We start from the raw sequence: 16611 nt of genomic DNA on the forward strand, positions 1-16611 counted from the left end.
CTCCTGAGAACCTGGATAATCGCTGCATGGCTGCAACATCCCGGGGGACACCCCCCGTACCCCCGGACGTACGTCCGCGGCTGACCGTGCTCTCCGGCCCCTCCGGGGTCGGCAAGAGCACGGTCGTCGCCCATATGCGCAAAGAACACCCCGAGGTCTGGCTCTCGGTCTCCGCCACCACACGGAAGCCGCGGCCCGGGGAGAAGCACGGAGTCCAGTACTTCTTCGTCTCCGACGAGGAGATGGACAAGCTGATCGCCAACGGCGAGCTGCTGGAGTGGGCCGAGTTCGCCGGCAACCGCTACGGCACGCCGCGGCGCGCCGTGATGGATCGCCTGGAGGCGGGTGAGCCCGTCCTCCTGGAGATCGATCTCCAGGGCGCGCGCCTGGTGCGCGAGTCGATGCCCGAGGCGCAGCTCGTCTTCCTCGCCCCGCCGAGCTGGGACGAGCTGGTCCGCCGGCTCACCGGCCGCGGGACCGAGGCGCCCGAGGTGATCGAGCGCAGGCTGGCCGCCGCCAGGATCGAGCTGGCCGCCGAGGCCGAGTTCGACACGACCCTCGTCAACACCTCCGTCGAGGACGTGGCCCGCGAGCTGCTAGCCTTGATGAGAGTTCTCTGATCTTTACCCCTGTCTTGACCCTTCTGGTCTTGACCCCATCGGAAGGCGAAGAGTGTCCTCTTCCATCACCGCGCCCGAGGGCATCATCAACCCGCCGATTGATGAGCTGCTCGAAGCCACCGACTCGAAGTACAGCCTCGTGATCTACGCCGCCAAGCGCGCGCGCCAGATCAACGCGTACTACTCGCAGCTCGGTGAGGGCCTCCTGGAGTACGTCGGCCCCCTGGTGGACACGCACGTCCACGAGAAGCCGCTCTCCATCGCGCTCCGCGAGATCAACGCGGGCCTGCTGACCTCCGAGGCCATCGAGGGCCCCGCCCAGTAGGCGCTGTTCGTTCTCTCACCACAGGCCCGGCAGCGCGACTGCCGGGCCTGTGGTGTGTCATGGAGTCGTACGTCTCCGACTGCGGAGATCCAAGTGCGGGGAGGCACGGGTGAGCAAGCCCAAGGTCGTTCTGGGGGTCAGCGGTGGCATCGCCGCCTACAAGGCGTGCGAGCTGCTGCGGCGGCTGACCGAGTCGGGCCATGACGTGCGCGTCGTGCCGACCGCGTCGGCGCTGCACTTCGTCGGCGCCGCGACCTGGTCCGCCCTGTCCGGCAACCCCGTCTCGACGGAGGTCTGGTCGGACGTCCACGAGGTGCCGCACGTGCGCATCGGGCAGCACGCCGACCTCGTGATCGTCGCCCCCGCCACCGCCGACATGCTCGCCAAGGCGGCGCACGGCCTCGCCGACGACCTGCTCACCAACACCCTGCTCACCGCCCGCTGTCCGGTGGTCTTCGCCCCGGCCATGCACACGGAGATGTGGGAGCACCCGGCCACCCAGGAGAACGTCGCCACGCTGCGGCGGCGCGGCGCCCTGGTCATCGAGCCCGCGGTCGGCCGGCTCACCGGCGTCGACACCGGCAAGGGCCGCTTCCCGGACCCCGTCGAGCTCTTCGAGGTCGTACGCCGGGTCCTGGCGCGCGGCGACCGGGCACGGGACCTCGCCGGGCGCCACGTGGTGGTCAGCGCCGGCGGCACCCGCGAGCCCCTCGACCCCGTCCGCTTCCTCGGCAACCGCTCCTCCGGCAAGCAGGGCTACGCGCTCGCCCGCAGCGCGGCCGCGCGGGGCGCCCGGGTCACGCTGGTGGCGGCGAACGCCGCGCTGCCGGACCCGGCCGGCGTCGACGTCGTGCCGGTCGGCACCGCCGTGCAGCTCCGCGAGGCCGTCCTGAAGGCCGCGGCCGACGCCGACGCCGTCGTGATGGCCGCCGCCGTGGCCGACTTCCGCCCCGCGACCTACGCGTCCGGGAAGATCAAGAAGAAGGACGGCCAGGAGCCGGCGCCCATCGCCCTGGTCCGCAACCCCGACGTCCTCGCCGAGGTCGCCGGGGACAGGGCCCGTCCCGGCCAGGTGGTCGTCGGTTTCGCCGCCGAGACGGACGACGTCCTCGCCAACGGCCGGGCCAAGCTGGCCCGCAAGGGCTGTGACCTCCTCGTCGTCAACGAGGTCGGCGAGCGCAAGACCTTCGGCTCCGAGGAGAACGAGGCACTCGTGCTCGGCGCGGACGGCTCCGAGACGCCGGTGCCCCACGGGCCGAAGGAGGCGCTGGCCGACACGGTCTGGGACCTGGTCGCGGAACGCCTCTCCTGAGGCGGCCTCGCGCGGCGGCTCTCCTGGGGCGGCTCTCCTGGGGCGGCTTCCGTCTCCCCGCGTTCCTCGCCTCTTTTCCTTCGCTCCCTTTCCTCTTGTGGCGGAACTCGGCCACAATGCGGTGCGTTACTTGACCGGGTCTCCTTCATCGGGGCTCAATGTCATCTTCGTACCACCAGCGGCCTCAAACCCGGGGAAATGGGGCGAGAGGTCCTCTGGCGGAGATCGATCGCCGTACCGCACAATGCAGTGCCGCAGGTCACAGCCTCCCAAGTGGCGAGACACGTGGTCCCGCGGACAGGTGTGACCGATAAACTGGTCTCGGACGACGCCGGGCGCAGCTCCCGGCCGTCCATCAATGATCAGCCAGCAGCCGCTGCAACCACAGGGAGCGATGTGTCCCGGCGCCTCTTTACCTCGGAGTCTGTGACCGAAGGTCACCCCGACAAGATCGCTGACCAGATCAGCGACACCATTCTCGACGCGCTTTTGCGGGAGGACCCGAAGTCCCGGGTCGCCGTGGAGACGCTGATCACCACCGGCCTCGTCCACGTGGCCGGCGAGGTCACGACCAAGGCGTACGCGCCGATCGCGCAGCTCGTGCGCGACAAGATCCTCGAGATCGGTTACGACTCCTCGAAGAAGGGCTTCGACGGCGCCTCCTGCGGCGTCTCGGTGTCCATCGGCTCGCAGTCCCCCGACATCGCGCAGGGCGTCGACACGGCGTACGAGCAGCGTGTCGAGGGCGACGAGGACGAGCTGGACAAGCAGGGCGCGGGCGACCAGGGCCTGATGTTCGGCTACGCCTGCGACGAGACGCCCGAGCTGATGCCGCTCCCGATCCACCTCGCGCACCGCCTCTCGCGGCGCCTGTCCGAGGTGCGCAAGAACGGGACCATCCCCTACCTGCGCCCCGACGGCAAGACCCAGGTCACCATCGAGTACGACGGCGACAAGGCCGTCCGTCTCGACACGGTCGTGGTCTCCTCGCAGCACGCCAGCGACATCGACCTGGACTCGCTGCTCGCCCCCGACATCCGCGAGTTCGTGGTCGAGGCCGAGCTGAAGGCGCTCCTCGACGACGGCATCAAGCTGGACACCGAGGGCTACCGCCTGCTGGTCAACCCCACCGGCCGCTTCGAGATCGGCGGCCCGATGGGCGACGCCGGCCTCACCGGCCGCAAGATCATCATCGACACGTACGGCGGCATGGCCCGGCACGGCGGTGGCGCGTTCTCCGGCAAGGACCCGTCCAAGGTCGACCGCTCGGCCGCCTACGCGATGCGCTGGGTCGCCAAGAACGTCGTGGCGGCCGGTCTCGCGGCCCGCTGCGAGGTCCAGGTCGCGTACGCCATCGGCAAGGCCGAGCCGGTCGGTCTGTTCGTCGAGACCTTCGGCACGGCCACGATCGACACGGACAAGATCGAGACGGCCATCAGCGAGGTCTTCGACCTCCGCCCGGCCGCGATCATCCGCGACCTCGACCTGCTGCGTCCGATCTACTCGCAGACCGCCGCGTACGGCCACTTCGGCCGGGCGATCCCCGACTTCACGTGGGAGCGCACGGACCGCGTGGACGCGCTGCGCAAGGCGGCGGGGCTCTAGTCCCGACCGTTCGGTTCCGCTTAGTCGAGGCCCGGTATCCCCTGGTGGGATGCCGGGCCTCGGCGGTTTTCCGGCGCTGTCGGTGCGGTCTGGTAGGAATGCTGCTGTGAGCAGGGAGAACGGGCCAGGTGTGGGTGAGGGCGCCGGGGGCGGGGTGCCCGAGGGCGAGCAGCTCGCGTTGATCCGGGAGAGCGTGCGGGGCGCCAAGGTGCCGCGGGCCAAGCCGCGGACATGGCGGGGCGCGGCGCTGGCCAAACAGCTGCCGGTGGCCCGCGTCCTGGTCGACAAGGGCGTGTTGCACCTCGACCGGTACTTCGACTACGCCGTGCCCGAGGAGCTGGACGCCGTGGCGCAGCCCGGGGTCAGGGTGCGGGTCCGGTTCGGCGCCGGGGCGCGCAACGTGCGCGAGGGGCGGCGCGAGGGTGGCGGACTGATCGACGGGTTCATCGTCGAGCGGCGGGCCGAGAGCGAGTACACCGGCCCGCTGGCCGCGCTGGCGCAGGTCGTCTCGCCGGAGCCGGTGCTCGACCAGGGCCTCCTGGAGCTGGCCCGCGCCGTCGCCGACCGGTACGCCGGCAGCCTCGCCGACGTGCTGCAGCTGGCCGTCCCGCCCCGGCACGCGCGGGCCGAGGCCAAGGCCGCCTCCGCCCCCGCCGCGCCCCCGCCGCCGCCCGACGCCGGGACCTGGCGGCGCTATGCGCATGGGGCCGAGTTCCTCGGGGTCCTCGCCTCGGGCGGCTCGCCCCGCGCGGTGTGGACGGCGCTGCCGGGGCCGCAGTGGGCCGAGGAGATCGCACGCGCCGTGCAGGCCACCCTCGCCTCGGGGCGCGGCGCGCTGGTCGTCGTGCCGACCGGGCGGCCCGCCGCGCGCGTGGACGCCGCGCTCACGGCGCTCCTCGGCGAGGGGCGGCACGCGCTGCTGACCGCCGACGCCGGGCAGGAGCGCCGCTATCGGGAGTGGCTGTCCGTGCGGCGCGGCGAGGTGCGGGCCGTCGTCGGGACCCGGGCCGCCATGTTCGCGCCCGTGCGGGACCTGGGGCTGGTGGTGATCTGGGACGACGGCGACTCCAGCCACAGCGACGACCACGCGCCCTTCCCGCATGTGCGGGAGGTTTTGGAGCTGCGGGCAGCGCGGGACAAGTGCGGTTTCCTGCTGGGGGGATGGAGTTGCACGGTCGAGGCCGCCCAGCTCGTCGAGTCCGGCTGGGCGGCGCCGCTCGTCGCCGACCGCGAGCAGGTGCGCGGCGCCGTGCCGCTGGTGCGCACGGTGGGCGACGGCGACCTCGCGCGGGACGAGGCGGCGCGGGCCGCACGGCTGCCGACGCTGGCCTGGCGGGCCGTCCGGGATGGCCTCAAGCACGGGCCCGTCCTGGTCCAGGTGCCGCGCCGCGGGTATGTGCCGCGGCTGGCGTGCGAGCGGTGCCGGGAGCCCGCGCGGTGCCGGCGGTGCGCGGGGCCGCTGGAGGCGCAGGAGAGCGGGTCGGCCCTGCGGTGCGGCTGGTGCGGGGTGCCGGAGGCCGCCTGGCACTGCGGTTCGTGCGGCGGGTTCCGGTTGCGGGCGCAGGTCGTCGGGGCGCGGCGGACCGCCGAGGAGCTGGGCCGGGCGTTCCCGGCGGTGCCGGTGCGGACCTCCGGGCGGGAGCAAGTGCTGGACACGGTGCCGGGGGCGCCCGCGCTGGTGGTCAGTACGCCGGGGGCGGAGCCTGTCGCCGAGGGCGGTTATGCCGCCGCCCTGCTGCTCGACGGCTGGGCCATGCTCGGGCGGCCCGACCTGCGGGCGGGGGAGGACGCGCTGCGGCGGTGGATCGGGGCGGCCGCGCTCGTGCGTCCCCAGGGGGAGGGCGGCACGGTGGTGATCGTCGCCGAGCCGACGCTGCGGCCCGTGCAGGCACTCGTACGGTGGGACCCGGTCGGGCACGCGGTGCGGGAGCTGGAGGAGCGGGCCGAGCTGAACTTCCCGCCGGTCTCGCGGATGGCGGCGGTCTCCGGGCCGCCGGAGGCGCTCAGGGGCTTCCTCGCGGGGGCCGAACTGCCGCCGGACGCCGTGGTGTTGGGCCCGGTACCGGTCCAGGAGGCGACGCCCGGCCCCGCCCGGCGGCCGGGAGCGGCGCCGGTCGGCGAGCGGTGGGAGCGGGTGCTGATCCGGGTACCACCGGGGAGCGGCGCCGCGCTCGCCTCCGCACTGAAGTCGGCGCAGGCCGCGCGGATGGCCCGAGGAGCGAAGGGCACCAAACAGCCCGGCACAGAGCCGATCCGCATCCGCGTGGACCCCCCGGACATCGGCTGAGAACGACCACTGCTTCCGGCCCCCGGGCGGTGCGCCCTTTCAGGGACACGGGCAACTGCGCGCTCACCCACGACATGCCCGCAGGGGCTGGCCGGGCGGGGCGACGGGGGCGCGGCTCCTGTTGATGGGGGGCGGCCGAGACTCCCTCAGGGGCGCGGGGAGCGGGCGGCCACGCGGCAACCCCCCGCCCCCCGGCGGAGCCGTACGCAGGCGACTGCCCCCTCGCCGGACGGGGCGAGGAGGCAGGAAGAGGTCGAGGGAAGGGCGGGTCAGCCGCTGCGAGGGGCGGGGAAGGCGCTCGGCCTGGTCTCGTCCCGGAGGGCGGGACTGCCGGCGGTCGGCTGAGTCGGCATCGCACGCGCCGCGGGGACGGACGGCAGAGGAGCGCCGACCGGCACCGGGCGGCTGACCGTGGCGGTCGTGGTGGACGCGGCCGGAGCCTCCGTCGCACGCTCCGCCTCGGCCGCCGCCTGCGCGGTGGCCCGCCGGGCCCCGTACCGACGGTGGACGGCCTGCTTGGTGACGCCGAGGGCCGAGCCCACCGCGTCCCACGAGAACCCGAGCGAGCGGTCGAAGTCCACCGCGGCGGTGACCAGCGTCTCGACGCTGTCCCGCAGTTCCTGGGCGAGTCGGACGGTCGGGGCGGGGGCCCGCCCGTAGACGACGAACCCCGCGGAGGGGCTGGAGCGGCGCGGGCGGTAGACGTTGCCGAGCTGGGCGGTGAGGGTCCGCAGTGCGTCCACCTGCCGGCGGACCCGCTCGATGTCCCGCACCAGGAGGTGCAGGCTGGCCCGGGCCTGGGCGTCGTGGGTTGCGTGGTCGGCCATGAACAAGCCTCTCGAACCGGCGTGGAATGAGGATCGGGTCGCATCCGCGGCCCAGGGTGGTCAACTCTCTCTTGACCAACGCGCCAGGTCGTGAGGGGTCACGGTGCAGGGGCGTATGCGCATATGCACGGGGCGCGCGAGGCTTCGTACGCCCCCGGGAGCGTCAACGCCGGGCACCGGCGGGGCCGTCCTGGGCGGGGCCCGCGGGCGGCCCATAGACTGGTGCGCTGCCGTCGCTCCCACCAGAGATCCGAGGTACCACCCAGTGAAGCTCGTCTTCGCAGGCACTCCCGAGGTCGCCGTCCCCGCGCTGGACGCCCTGATCGCCTCCGGCCGGCACGAGGTCGCCGCCGTCGTGACCCGCCCCGACGCGCCCGCGGGCCGTGGGCGCAGGCTCGTCGCCAGCCCGGTCGCGGAGCGCGCGCTGGAAGCCGGCATCGAGGTGCTGAAGCCCGCGAAGCCGCGTGACGAGGACTTCCTGGCGCGGCTGCGGGAGATCGGCCCGGACTGCTGCCCCGTCGTCGCCTATGGCGCCCTGCTGCCCAAGGTCGCGCTCGACGTGCCGGCGCACGGCTGGGTCAACCTGCACTTCTCGCTGCTGCCCGCCTGGCGCGGCGCCGCGCCGGTGCAGCACGCCGTGATGGCGGGCGACGAGATCACCGGCGCGTCGACGTTCCTGATCGAGCAGGGACTCGACTCCGGGCCGGTGTACGGCACGGTCACGGAGGAGGTGCGGCCCACCGACACCAGCGGCGACCTGCTCACCCGCCTGGCCTTCGCGGGCTCGGGGCTGCTGCTCGCGACCATGGACGGCATCGAGGACGGCAGCCTGAAGGCGGTGCCGCAGCCGGCCGACGGCGTCACCCTCGCCCCGAAGATCACCGTCGAGGACGCCCAGGTGGACTGGGCCGCGCCCGCCCTGCGCGTGGACCGCGTGGTGCGCAGCTGCACGCCCGCGCCCGGCGCCTGGACCGTCTTCCGCGGCGAGCGTCTGAAGATCATCCAGGCCGCTCAGGTGCCCGACCGCACGGACCTCGCGCCCGGCGAGCTGTCCGCCGCCAAGAACAACGTGTACGTCGGTACCGGCTCGCACGCCGTCGAGCTGCTCTGGGTCCAGCCGCAGGGCAAGAAGCCGATGCGCGGCGCCGACTGGGCGCGCGGGGTGCGGATCGCCCCCGATGAGCGCCTCGGCGGTGGCGACGTAGGCTGAGTGGGTTCGCCCCATCCAGCAGCGGAGCACCTTTGAACGACCAGCCGAACCGGCGCCCCCGCAAGCCCTCCGGTCAGCCGGGCAAGTCCGGCAAGCCCTACCGCCGGCCCCAGAAGGACCCCGTCCGCTTCCTCGCCTTCGAGGCGCTGCGCGCTGTGGACGAGCGGGACGCGTACGCGAACCTCGTCCTGCCGCCCCTGCTGCGCAAGGCCAGGGAGAAGGAGGGGCCGGAGAAGTTCGACGCACGGGACGCGGCGCTCGCCACCGAGCTCGTCTACGGGACACTGCGCCGCCAGGGGACGTACGACGCGATCGTGGCGGCCTGCGTCGACCGGCCGCTGCGCGAGGTCGACCCGCCGGTCCTCGACGTGCTCAACCTCGGCGTGCACCAGCTGCTCGGTACGCGCATCCCGACGCACGCCGCCGTCTCCGCCTCGGTGGAGCTGGCGCGCGTGGTGCTCGGCGACGGGCGGGCCAAGTTCGTCAACGCCGTGCTGCGCAAGGTAGCCCAGAACGACCTCGACGGCTGGGTGGAGAAGGTCGCGCCGCCCTACGACGAGGACCCCGAGGACCATCTGGCCGTCGTGCACTCGCACCCCCGCTGGGTCGTCTCGGCGCTGTGGGACTCGCTCGGCGGCGGCCGCGCCGGCATCGAGGACCTGCTCGAAGCCGACAACGAACGCCCCGAGGTCACCCTTGTCGCCCGCCCCGGCCGGGCCACCGCGCAGGAACTGCTGCACTCCGTCGGAGAGGACTCGGCCCTGCCGGGCCGCTGGTCGCCGTATGCCGTGCGGCTCAGCGAGGGCGGTGAGCCCGGTCTGGTCGAGGCGGTGCGCGAGGGCCGCGCCGGTGTGCAGGACGAGGGCAGCCAGCTCGTCGCGCTCGCCCTGGCGAACGCCCCGCTGGAGGGCCCCGACACCAAGTGGCTCGACGGCTGCGCGGGCCCCGGCGGCAAGGCGGCCCTGCTCGCCGGGCTCGCCGCCGAACGCGGCGCCGTGCTGCTCGCCTCCGAGAAGCTGCCGCACCGGGCCGGCCTGGTCGCCCAGTCCCTGCGCGGCAACCCCGGCCCCTACCAGGTGATCGCCGCCGACGGCACCCGCCCGCCGTGGCGGCCCGGCACCTTCGACCGGGTCCTGATGGACGTGCCCTGCACCGGCCTCGGCGCGCTGCGCAGGCGCCCGGAGGCCCGCTGGCGGCGCCGCCCGCAGGACCTGGACGGCTTCGCCCCGCTGCAACGCTCCCTGCTGCGCACGGCGTTGGAGTCCGTACGCGTCGGAGGCGTCGTCGGGTACGCCACCTGCTCGCCGCACCTGGCCGAGACCCGGGCGGTCGTCGACGACGTCGTCAAGCACAGCGACGGCGCCGAACTGCTCGACGCGCGCCCGCTGCTCCCCGGCGTCCCGGCGCTGGGCGAGGGCCCCGACGTACAGCTGTGGCCGCATCTGCACGGCACGGACGCGATGTATCTGGCGCTGATCCGACGGACCGCCTGATCCGGAGATCCGCCCTCTCCGCCCGAGCTGCCTGCGCCGCCTGAGCCGCGTGAATCGCAGGCGGTGCAGGGCGGCGCAGGCTTCGCGACAGCGAGCGATCCCGCGTCCGGTCCCGCCGTGGCGGACGGCGAGAGGCGCCCCCGCCGCGCGAGCCGGCTTCGCAGGCGTACACGGCGCGGTGGGGCGCGCGGCACCCGGCCGCGCGGGGCGCCGTGCCCACGGCTCGGACCGCGGTCCGCGGTGGGGGCCGGGCATGGGAGGCTTGGGGCATGGCCGTGCAGATCAACCCCAGCATCCTGTCCGCGGACTTCGCCCGCCTCGCCGAGGAGGCGAAGGCCGTCGAGGGCGCCGACTGGCTCCATGTCGACGTGATGGACAACCACTTCGTCCCCAACCTCACCCTCGGCGTGCCGGTCGTGGAGGCGCTGGCCCGCGCGACGGACACGCCCCTCGACTGCCACCTGATGATCGAGGACCCCGACCGCTGGGCCCCGCAGTACGTCGAGGCGGGCGCCGGATCGGTCACCTTCCACGCGGAGGCCGCCGCCGCTCCCGTGCGGCTGGCCCGCGAGATCCGCGCGAAGGGCGCCCGCGCCTCCATGGCACTGAAGCCGGCGACGCCCATCGAGCCGTACGAGGACCTGCTGCGCGAGCTCGACATGCTGCTGATCATGACGGTCGAGCCGGGCTTCGGGGGACAGGCGTTCCTCGACATCATGCTGCCCAAGATCCGCCGCACCCGTGAACTGATCGGCAAGCACGGCCTGGAGCTGTGGCTCCAGGTCGACGGCGGGGTCTCCGCCGACACCATCGAGCGCTGCGCGGAGGCCGGAGCCGACGTCTTCGTCGCGGGCTCCGCGGTCTACGGCGCCACGGACCCGGCGGAAGCGGTACGTTCACTGCGTGCCCAAGCGACGGCAAAGACCGCGTCAAGCGCCTGGGCATGCGGCCACTGAGCCACGGGAACGTGAACGCAGTCCCTCAGGGCTGATCGACCAGGCCGGATCTGCAAGGATGAGCGGCGAACCCAGTTTGTGAACAGCAGTGAGGAGAGCGCCGTGTCGGCCATGTCGGCGGGTCGGTCAGCCATGCGGATGGGCCCCGCGGAGCTGGTGCAGGCGGCGGCCATGGCCCGCCGCTTCTACCTCGAGGGCAAGTCCAAGATCCAGATCGCCGAGGAGTTCGGCGTCAGCCGCTTCAAGGTGGCCCGGGTCCTGGAGACGGCCCTGGAGCGGGATCTCGTGCGCATCGAGATCCGGGTCCCGGCGGAGTTGGACGCCGAGCGCTCGGACGCGCTGCGCGCCCGCTACGGCCTGCGGCACGCCGTCGTGGTGGAGTCCCCGGCGCCCACCGACGAGATCGAGGACTCCCCCGACCCCGAGAACCTCGGCGAGGTCGCGGCGGACCTGCTCGGCGAACTGGTCAACGAGGGCGACGTGCTCGGCCTCGCCTGGGGCCGCTCCACGATCCACATGGCGGCGGCGCTCGACCAGCTGCCGCCGTGCACGGTCGTGCAGCTGACCGGTGTCTACGACGCGGGGACCGCCGAGCGCGGCTCCGTGGAGGCCGTACGGCGCGCCGCCCAGGTCTCCGGCGGCGAGGCCCACCCCATCTACGCGCCGATGCTGCTGCCCGACCCCGCCACCGCGGCGGCGCTGCGCAACCAGACCGGCATCGCCCGCGCCTTCGAGTACTTCGACAAGGTGACGGTCGCCGCGGTCTCCATCGGCTCCTGGGAGCGGGGCATCTCCACCGTGCACGACATGCTCAGCGACGAGGAGCGGGCGCACTACGCCTCCCTCGGAGTGGCGGCGGAGATGTCGGCGCACCTGTTCGACGCCGAGGGGCGTCGCGTCGGGCGGGATCTCGGGGAGCGGTGCATCACCGTCGAGGCGGACCGGCTGCGGCGCATTCCCGAGGTCGTCGCCATCGCCGGCGGGCAGCGCAAGGCCGCGGCCATCGACGCGGTGCTGCGGTCCGGGCTGGTCACCAGCCTGGTCACGGACACCGCCGCCGCCGATCAGCTGCTGGTCGCCGGGCCCGCCCCGCGGCCCGCGCTGGACCGGGCGGACCCCGACGGCAGTTGACCGGCCGCGGCTTCCGCGGCGACCGGTCGGACGGTTCCCCGCGCCCCGCGCGGGGCGCTGTGGCAGGGTCTCTCGCATGCTGAGCCGGTTTGTCCCCCGCGTGCTGGGGATCGTGCTGATGTGTCTCGCCGTGCTGGCGAGCGGGTGTGGGCCGGACGCCTCCACCGCGCCGGACTGGGCCCGCGGCATGGACACCGTCCGGGCCGACCGGCTGCCCGCCGAGGCCCGGCTGACCCTGCGGCGCATCGACGACGGCGGCCCCTTCCCGTACGAGAGGGACGGCGCCGTCTTCGGCAACTTCGAGCGGAGACTGCCCCGCGAGAAACGCGGCTACTACCACGAGTACACCGTCCGCACGCCCGGTGAGCGCGACCGCGGTGCCCGGCGCATCGTCACCGGGAGCGGCGGCGAGATCTACTACACCGATGACCACTACGCGTCCTTCAAGGCGGTGCTGAGGCGATGACCGACGTACCCGAACCCCGCACCCCCGCACCCGACCCCCTCGCGCCCGTGCTCGATGCCGCGCGCGGCGCCGGGTGGACCACCGCGGCGCTCTCCCTGGCCGGGGTGAGCGACAAGGCGGCCTTCATGGAGCGCTGCGCCCGGGGCCTTGGCCTGCCCGAGTGGTTCGGGCACAACTGGGACGCCCTCGCCGACTGCCTCACCGACCTGTCCTGGGCGCCCCGCGCCCGGGGGCGGCTGCTCGTCGTCTCCGGCTGGCAGGAGTACGCCCGGGCCGAGCCGGGGGAGTGGGAGACGGCGCAGGAGGTCTTCTCCTCGGCGGTCGAGCACTGGCGGGGCGCGGAGACCGGGCTGGAGATCGTCCTCGCCCTGGGACCGGCCCGCACGGAGCGTGGCGAGGGCTGAACCGAACGTCCCGGCCCGCGGCGCCCTTGGAGGATCCGACCAGCGCCCCCGCGACCGGCCTGGGTGATCGTCCCAGGCGGCACGGGCCCGATGGCATGGGACAATGAAGTACGTGCTTTTCCCTCGGCCTAACTGTCCGGGGGCCACCTCTGATCGACTGGGATGAGCAGCACGTGCGCTTCCTCAATGACATCCAGCCTGCGTACGACCTGACGTACGACGACGTCTTCATGGTCCCGAGGCGCTCCGCCGTCGGCTCCCGCCAGGGCGTCGACCTCACCTCGCCCGACGGCACGGGCACCACGATCCCGCTGGTCGTCGCCAACATGACCGCGATCGCCGGCCGCCGCATGGCCGAGACTGTCGCCCGCCGCGGCGGCCTCGTCGTCATCCCCCAGGACATTCCGATCGAGGTCGTCACCGAGGTCGTCACCTGGGTCAAGACGCGCCACCACGTCCTGGACACCCCGATCGTCCTGGCCCCCACGCAGACGGTCGCCGACGCGCTCGCCCTGCTGCCCAAGCGCGCGCACAACGCGGGCGTCGTGGTCGACGGCGACCAGAAGCCCGTCGGCGTCGTCACCGACACCGACCTGACCGGCGTGGACCGCTTCACGCAGCTCTCCGAGGTCATGTCCAAGGACCTGGTGCTCCTGGACGCCGACATCGACCCGCGCGACGCGTTCAACAAGCTGGACCACGCCAACCGCAGGTACGCCCCCGCCGTGGACAAGGACGGCCGCCTCGCGGGCATCCTGACCCGCACGGGCGCCCTGCGCGCCACCCTCTACACCCCGGCCGTCGACGCCAAGGGCCGCCTGCGCGTCGCCGCCGCCGTCGGCATCAACGGCGACGTGGCGGGCAAGGCCAAGCAGCTGCTCGACGCGGGCGTCGACACGCTCGTCGTGGACACCGCGCACGGCCACCAGGAGTCGATGATCGCCGCCGTGAAGGCCGTGCGCTCGCTCGACCCGCAGGTCCCGATCGTCGCCGGCAACATCGTCGCCGCCGAGGGCGTGCGCGACCTCATCGAGGCCGGCGCCGACATCATCAAGGTCGGCGTGGGCCCCGGCGCCATGTGCACCACGCGCATGATGACCGGCGTCGGCCGCCCGCAGTTCTCCGCGGTGCTCGAATGCGCCGCCGAGGCCAAGAAGTTCGGCAAGCACGTCTGGGCCGACGGCGGTGTCCGCCACCCGCGCGACGTCGCCATGGCGCTGGCCGCCGGCGCCTCGAACGTCATGATCGGCTCCTGGTTCGCCGGGACGTACGAGTCCCCGGGCGACCTCCAGCACGACGCCCAGGGCCGCGCCTACAAGGAGTCCTTCGGCATGGCCTCGGCCCGCGCCGTGCGCAACCGCACGAGCGAGGAGTCGGCGTACGACCGCGCCCGCAAGGCGCTCTTCGAGGAGGGCATCTCGACCTCCCGCATGTTCCTGGACCCGACCCGTCCGGGCGTCGAGGACCTGATCGACTCGATCATCGCGGGCGTCCGCTCCTCCTGCACGTACGCGGGCGCGGCCTCCCTCGCGGAGTTCGCCGAGAAGGCCACGGTCGGCGTCCAGAGCGCCGCCGGCTACGCGGAGGGCAAGCCCCTGCACGCCAGCTGGAGCTAGCCCCAGTCGCACCCCCACGAAGGCCCCCGCGGTGATCTCCGCGGGGGCCTTCGGCGTGCCCCGCGACCCCCGGAACGCAACGGACGAAACGGACCGCGCAACGATCCGACGCCCAGGGCGCAAGTGCGCAATGATCGTCCGCCGGTGCGCAAGGTTGCTGCATTACGGCCGGGAAGGCATGGACCTTAGAGTCAGGCGCTGTACGTGGTGTGGCGGGGACTGCCTGCTCGGTGGCTCCCGTCCCTGGACGCGGATGCCACGGGTCCCCGCCGCCCTGACCGGCAGCGACGAAGGAGCCAGCGCGTGCTCGACCAAGGCGCACCCCCGCAGAACCGCCCCAGCCCCCCGGGCACCCCTGGCCTCGGCCGCCGTCTGATGCGCCGCAAGCCGGTCGAAGCCCTGGTCGCGGAGGGTGGCCAGGGCGAGGGAGGCTCGCTCCGGCGCTCCCTCGGCATGTGGCAGCTGACCATGATCAGCATCGGTGCCACCCTCGGCACCGGCATCTTCGTCGTCCTCGGCGAGAGCGTCCCCAAGGCCGGCCCCGCCGTCACCATCTCCTTCGTGATCGCCGGCCTCACCGCCCTCTTCTCCGCCCTCTCCTACGCGGAACTGGCCGGCTCCATCCCGGTCGCCGGCTCCTCGTACTCGTACGCGTACGCAACGATGGGTGAACTCATCGCCTGGGTCTGCGGCTGGTGCCTGGTCCTGGAGTACGGCGTCTCGGTCGCCGCGGTCGCGGTCGGCTGGGGCGAGTACCTCAACGAACTGCTCGACGGCACCATCGGCGTCACCATCCCCGACGCGCTCTCCGCGGCGCCCGGCGAGGTCGACGGCGCGATCATCAACCTGCCCGGCCTCATCGTCGTGCTCCTCGCCATGGTCTTCCTGCTCGGCGGCGCCAAGGAGTCGGCGACCGCCAACACGATCATGGTCATGGTGAAGATCGCCGCGCTGGTGCTCTTCTGCACCATCGGCTTCATGGGCTTCAAGTCCGGCAACTACTCCGACTTCATGCCGCTCGGCACGGCCGGTGTCAGCGCCGCCGCCGCGAGCCTGTTCTTCTCGTACATCGGCTTCGACGCCGCCTCCACCGCCGGCGAGGAGGCCAAGAACCCCCAGCGTGACCTGCCCCGCGCCATCATGCTGTCGCTGGTCATCGTCACCGCGCTGTACGTCCTGGTCGCGGCCGTCGCCGTCGGCGCCTGGAACTGGAAGGACTTCGAGGGCTCCGAGGCCACGCTCGCCGCGATCATGAACGACGTCAGCGGCCAGCACATGTGGGGCACGATCCTCGCCGCCGGCGCGGTCATCTCCATCGCGTCCGTCGTCCTGACCGTCCTCTACGGCCAGACCCGCGTCCTGTTCGCCATGTCCCGCGACGGCCTGGTCCCCAAGGCGTTCGGCAGGGTCAGCGAGAAGACCGGCACGCCCCGCGTGAACACCGTCATCGTGTCGCTGTTCTGCGGCGCGCTCGCCTCGGTCGTCCCGCTCGGCAAGCTCGTCGACGCCACCAGCATCGGCACGCTCTTCGCCTTCGGCCTGGTCAACATCGCCGTGATCGTGCTGCGCCGCACCCGCCCGGACATGCCGCGCACCTTCCGGGTGCCGCTCGGCTGGCTCTTCCCGGTGCTCGGCTTCGGATTCTGCGCCTACAACATGTTCAGCCTCGACTCCATCACCTGGATCGTCTTCGGTGTCTGGATGGCCGTCGGCCTCGTGTTCTACTTCCTGTACGGCATGAGCCGCTCCCGATTGGCCACAGCAGAGAAGTGATCCACCCCCCGTGCGACTGAACGATCTCGACGAACGCATCGTGCACGCCCTCGCCGAGGACGCCCGCCGTTCCTACGCCGACATCGGCCAGCTGGTCGGACTCTCCGCGCCCGCCGTCAAGCGGCGCGTGGACCGGCTGCGGGCCACCGGAGCCATCACGGGCTTCACGGTGCGGGTGGACCCCGCGGCGCTCGGCTGGGAGACCGAGGGGTTCATCGAGATCTACTGTCGCCGCAACACCTCGCCGGAGGCGATCCAGCGAGGACTCGAGCGCTACACCGAGATCGCGTCCGCGTCCACCGTCACGGGGGACGCGGACGCGATCGTTCAGGTCTTCGCCGCGGACATGCGGCATTTCGAGCGGGTCCTGGAGCGGATCGCGGGGGAGCCGTTCGTGGAGCGGACCAAGTCCGTGCTGGTGCTTTCGCCGCTGATGCGGCGGTTCTCCTCGGGGTCACCCGCGTAGTCGTTCGCTGACGGGGCCGCTCCTCGGGCCGGCTTCCAGGGGCGGGCGCAATGAATCGTCGTTCCGGCGTCCGTACGCGCAACAGATCGCGCGGCTGCCCGCAACGGTCGCGTCTTGTAC

At 73.0% G+C, this 16611-nt stretch carries 15 protein-coding genes; 14 read left to right on the forward strand and 1 reads right to left on the reverse strand.

Annotated features, from left to right (window positions below; genetic code table 11):
* Positions 1–26: 26 nt before the first annotated feature.
* The 5 genes from gmk (at position 27) to ABZ385_RS21290 (ending at position 6149) form a co-directional block, all read left to right on the forward strand.
* On the forward strand, positions 27–620 hold the full coding sequence (gene gmk / locus ABZ385_RS21270) for a guanylate kinase (RefSeq protein WP_358583994.1): 594 nt from the start codon (positions 27–29) through the stop codon (positions 618–620).
* 52 nt (positions 621–672) lie between these two features.
* Positions 673–945: a DNA-directed RNA polymerase subunit omega gene (gene rpoZ / locus ABZ385_RS21275; RefSeq protein ID WP_005319902.1), complete on the forward strand. Its 273-nt coding sequence runs from the start codon at positions 673–675 to the stop codon at positions 943–945.
* A 109-nt stretch (positions 946–1054) separates the two neighbouring features.
* Positions 1055–2257, forward strand: a complete 1203-nt coding sequence (gene coaBC / locus ABZ385_RS21280) for a bifunctional phosphopantothenoylcysteine decarboxylase/phosphopantothenate--cysteine ligase CoaBC (RefSeq protein WP_358583996.1) — start codon at positions 1055–1057, stop codon at positions 2255–2257.
* A gap of 396 nt (positions 2258–2653) precedes the next feature.
* Entirely contained in the window at positions 2654–3862 is a 1209-nt protein-coding gene (metK, locus tag ABZ385_RS21285; protein ID WP_358583997.1) for a methionine adenosyltransferase, read from the forward strand.
* Positions 3863–3968: 106 nt separating this feature from the next.
* Positions 3969–6149 carry a primosomal protein N' gene (locus ABZ385_RS21290; protein ID WP_358912605.1) on the forward strand — a complete coding sequence of 727 codons (2181 nt, stop codon included), beginning with the start codon at positions 3969–3971 and terminating at the stop codon, positions 6147–6149.
* A gap of 269 nt (positions 6150–6418) precedes the next feature.
* On the opposite strand, the gene ABZ385_RS21295 is transcribed toward ABZ385_RS21290, so the two are convergent.
* On the reverse strand, positions 6419–6976 hold the full coding sequence (locus tag ABZ385_RS21295; RefSeq protein WP_358582230.1) for a hypothetical protein: 558 nt from the start codon (positions 6974–6976) through the stop codon (positions 6419–6421).
* Between the two features lie 265 nt (positions 6977–7241).
* Between ABZ385_RS21295 and fmt the strand changes: the two genes are divergently transcribed.
* The 9 genes from fmt to ABZ385_RS21340 all read left to right on the forward strand — a co-directional run bounded on the left by fmt (position 7242) and on the right by ABZ385_RS21340 (position 16491).
* Entirely contained in the window at positions 7242–8186 is a 945-nt protein-coding gene (gene fmt / locus ABZ385_RS21300; RefSeq protein WP_358912607.1) for a methionyl-tRNA formyltransferase, read from the forward strand.
* Positions 8187–8218: 32 nt separating this feature from the next.
* Positions 8219–9679, forward strand: coding sequence for a transcription antitermination factor NusB (locus tag ABZ385_RS21305; RefSeq protein WP_358582234.1), 1461 nt, complete (start codon positions 8219–8221; stop codon positions 9677–9679).
* A gap of 269 nt (positions 9680–9948) precedes the next feature.
* Entirely contained in the window at positions 9949–10635 is a 687-nt protein-coding gene (gene rpe, locus ABZ385_RS21310; RefSeq protein ID WP_358582236.1) for a ribulose-phosphate 3-epimerase, read from the forward strand.
* A gap of 78 nt (positions 10636–10713) precedes the next feature.
* Positions 10714–11766: a sugar-binding domain-containing protein gene (locus ABZ385_RS21315; protein WP_358582239.1), complete on the forward strand. Its 1053-nt coding sequence runs from the start codon at positions 10714–10716 to the stop codon at positions 11764–11766.
* A 76-nt stretch (positions 11767–11842) separates the two neighbouring features.
* On the forward strand, positions 11843–12232 hold the full coding sequence (locus ABZ385_RS21320; protein WP_358698108.1) for a ribonuclease domain-containing protein: 390 nt from the start codon (positions 11843–11845) through the stop codon (positions 12230–12232).
* Complete coding sequence (locus tag ABZ385_RS21325) at positions 12229–12636, forward strand: barstar family protein (RefSeq protein ID WP_358582243.1); 408 nt, start codon at positions 12229–12231, stop codon at positions 12634–12636. Before ABZ385_RS21320 ends, ABZ385_RS21325 begins: the two co-directional genes overlap by 4 nt.
* Before the next feature lie 173 nt (positions 12637–12809).
* On the forward strand, positions 12810–14252 hold the full coding sequence (locus tag ABZ385_RS21330) for a GuaB1 family IMP dehydrogenase-related protein (RefSeq protein ID WP_358582245.1): 1443 nt from the start codon (positions 12810–12812) through the stop codon (positions 14250–14252).
* A 303-nt stretch (positions 14253–14555) separates the two neighbouring features.
* The gene (locus ABZ385_RS21335; RefSeq protein WP_358582247.1) at positions 14556–16025 is read left to right on the forward strand and encodes an amino acid permease; all 1470 of its coding nucleotides are present in this window, start codon (positions 14556–14558) and stop codon (positions 16023–16025) included.
* A gap of 10 nt (positions 16026–16035) precedes the next feature.
* Complete coding sequence (locus ABZ385_RS21340; RefSeq protein WP_358582249.1) at positions 16036–16491, forward strand: Lrp/AsnC family transcriptional regulator; 456 nt, start codon at positions 16036–16038, stop codon at positions 16489–16491.
* Positions 16492–16611 lie beyond the last annotated feature (120 nt).

The organism is Streptomyces sp. NPDC005898 (assembly GCF_040629635.1).
In the GTDB taxonomy this organism is placed as follows: Bacteria; Actinomycetota; Actinomycetes; order Streptomycetales; family Streptomycetaceae; genus Streptomyces.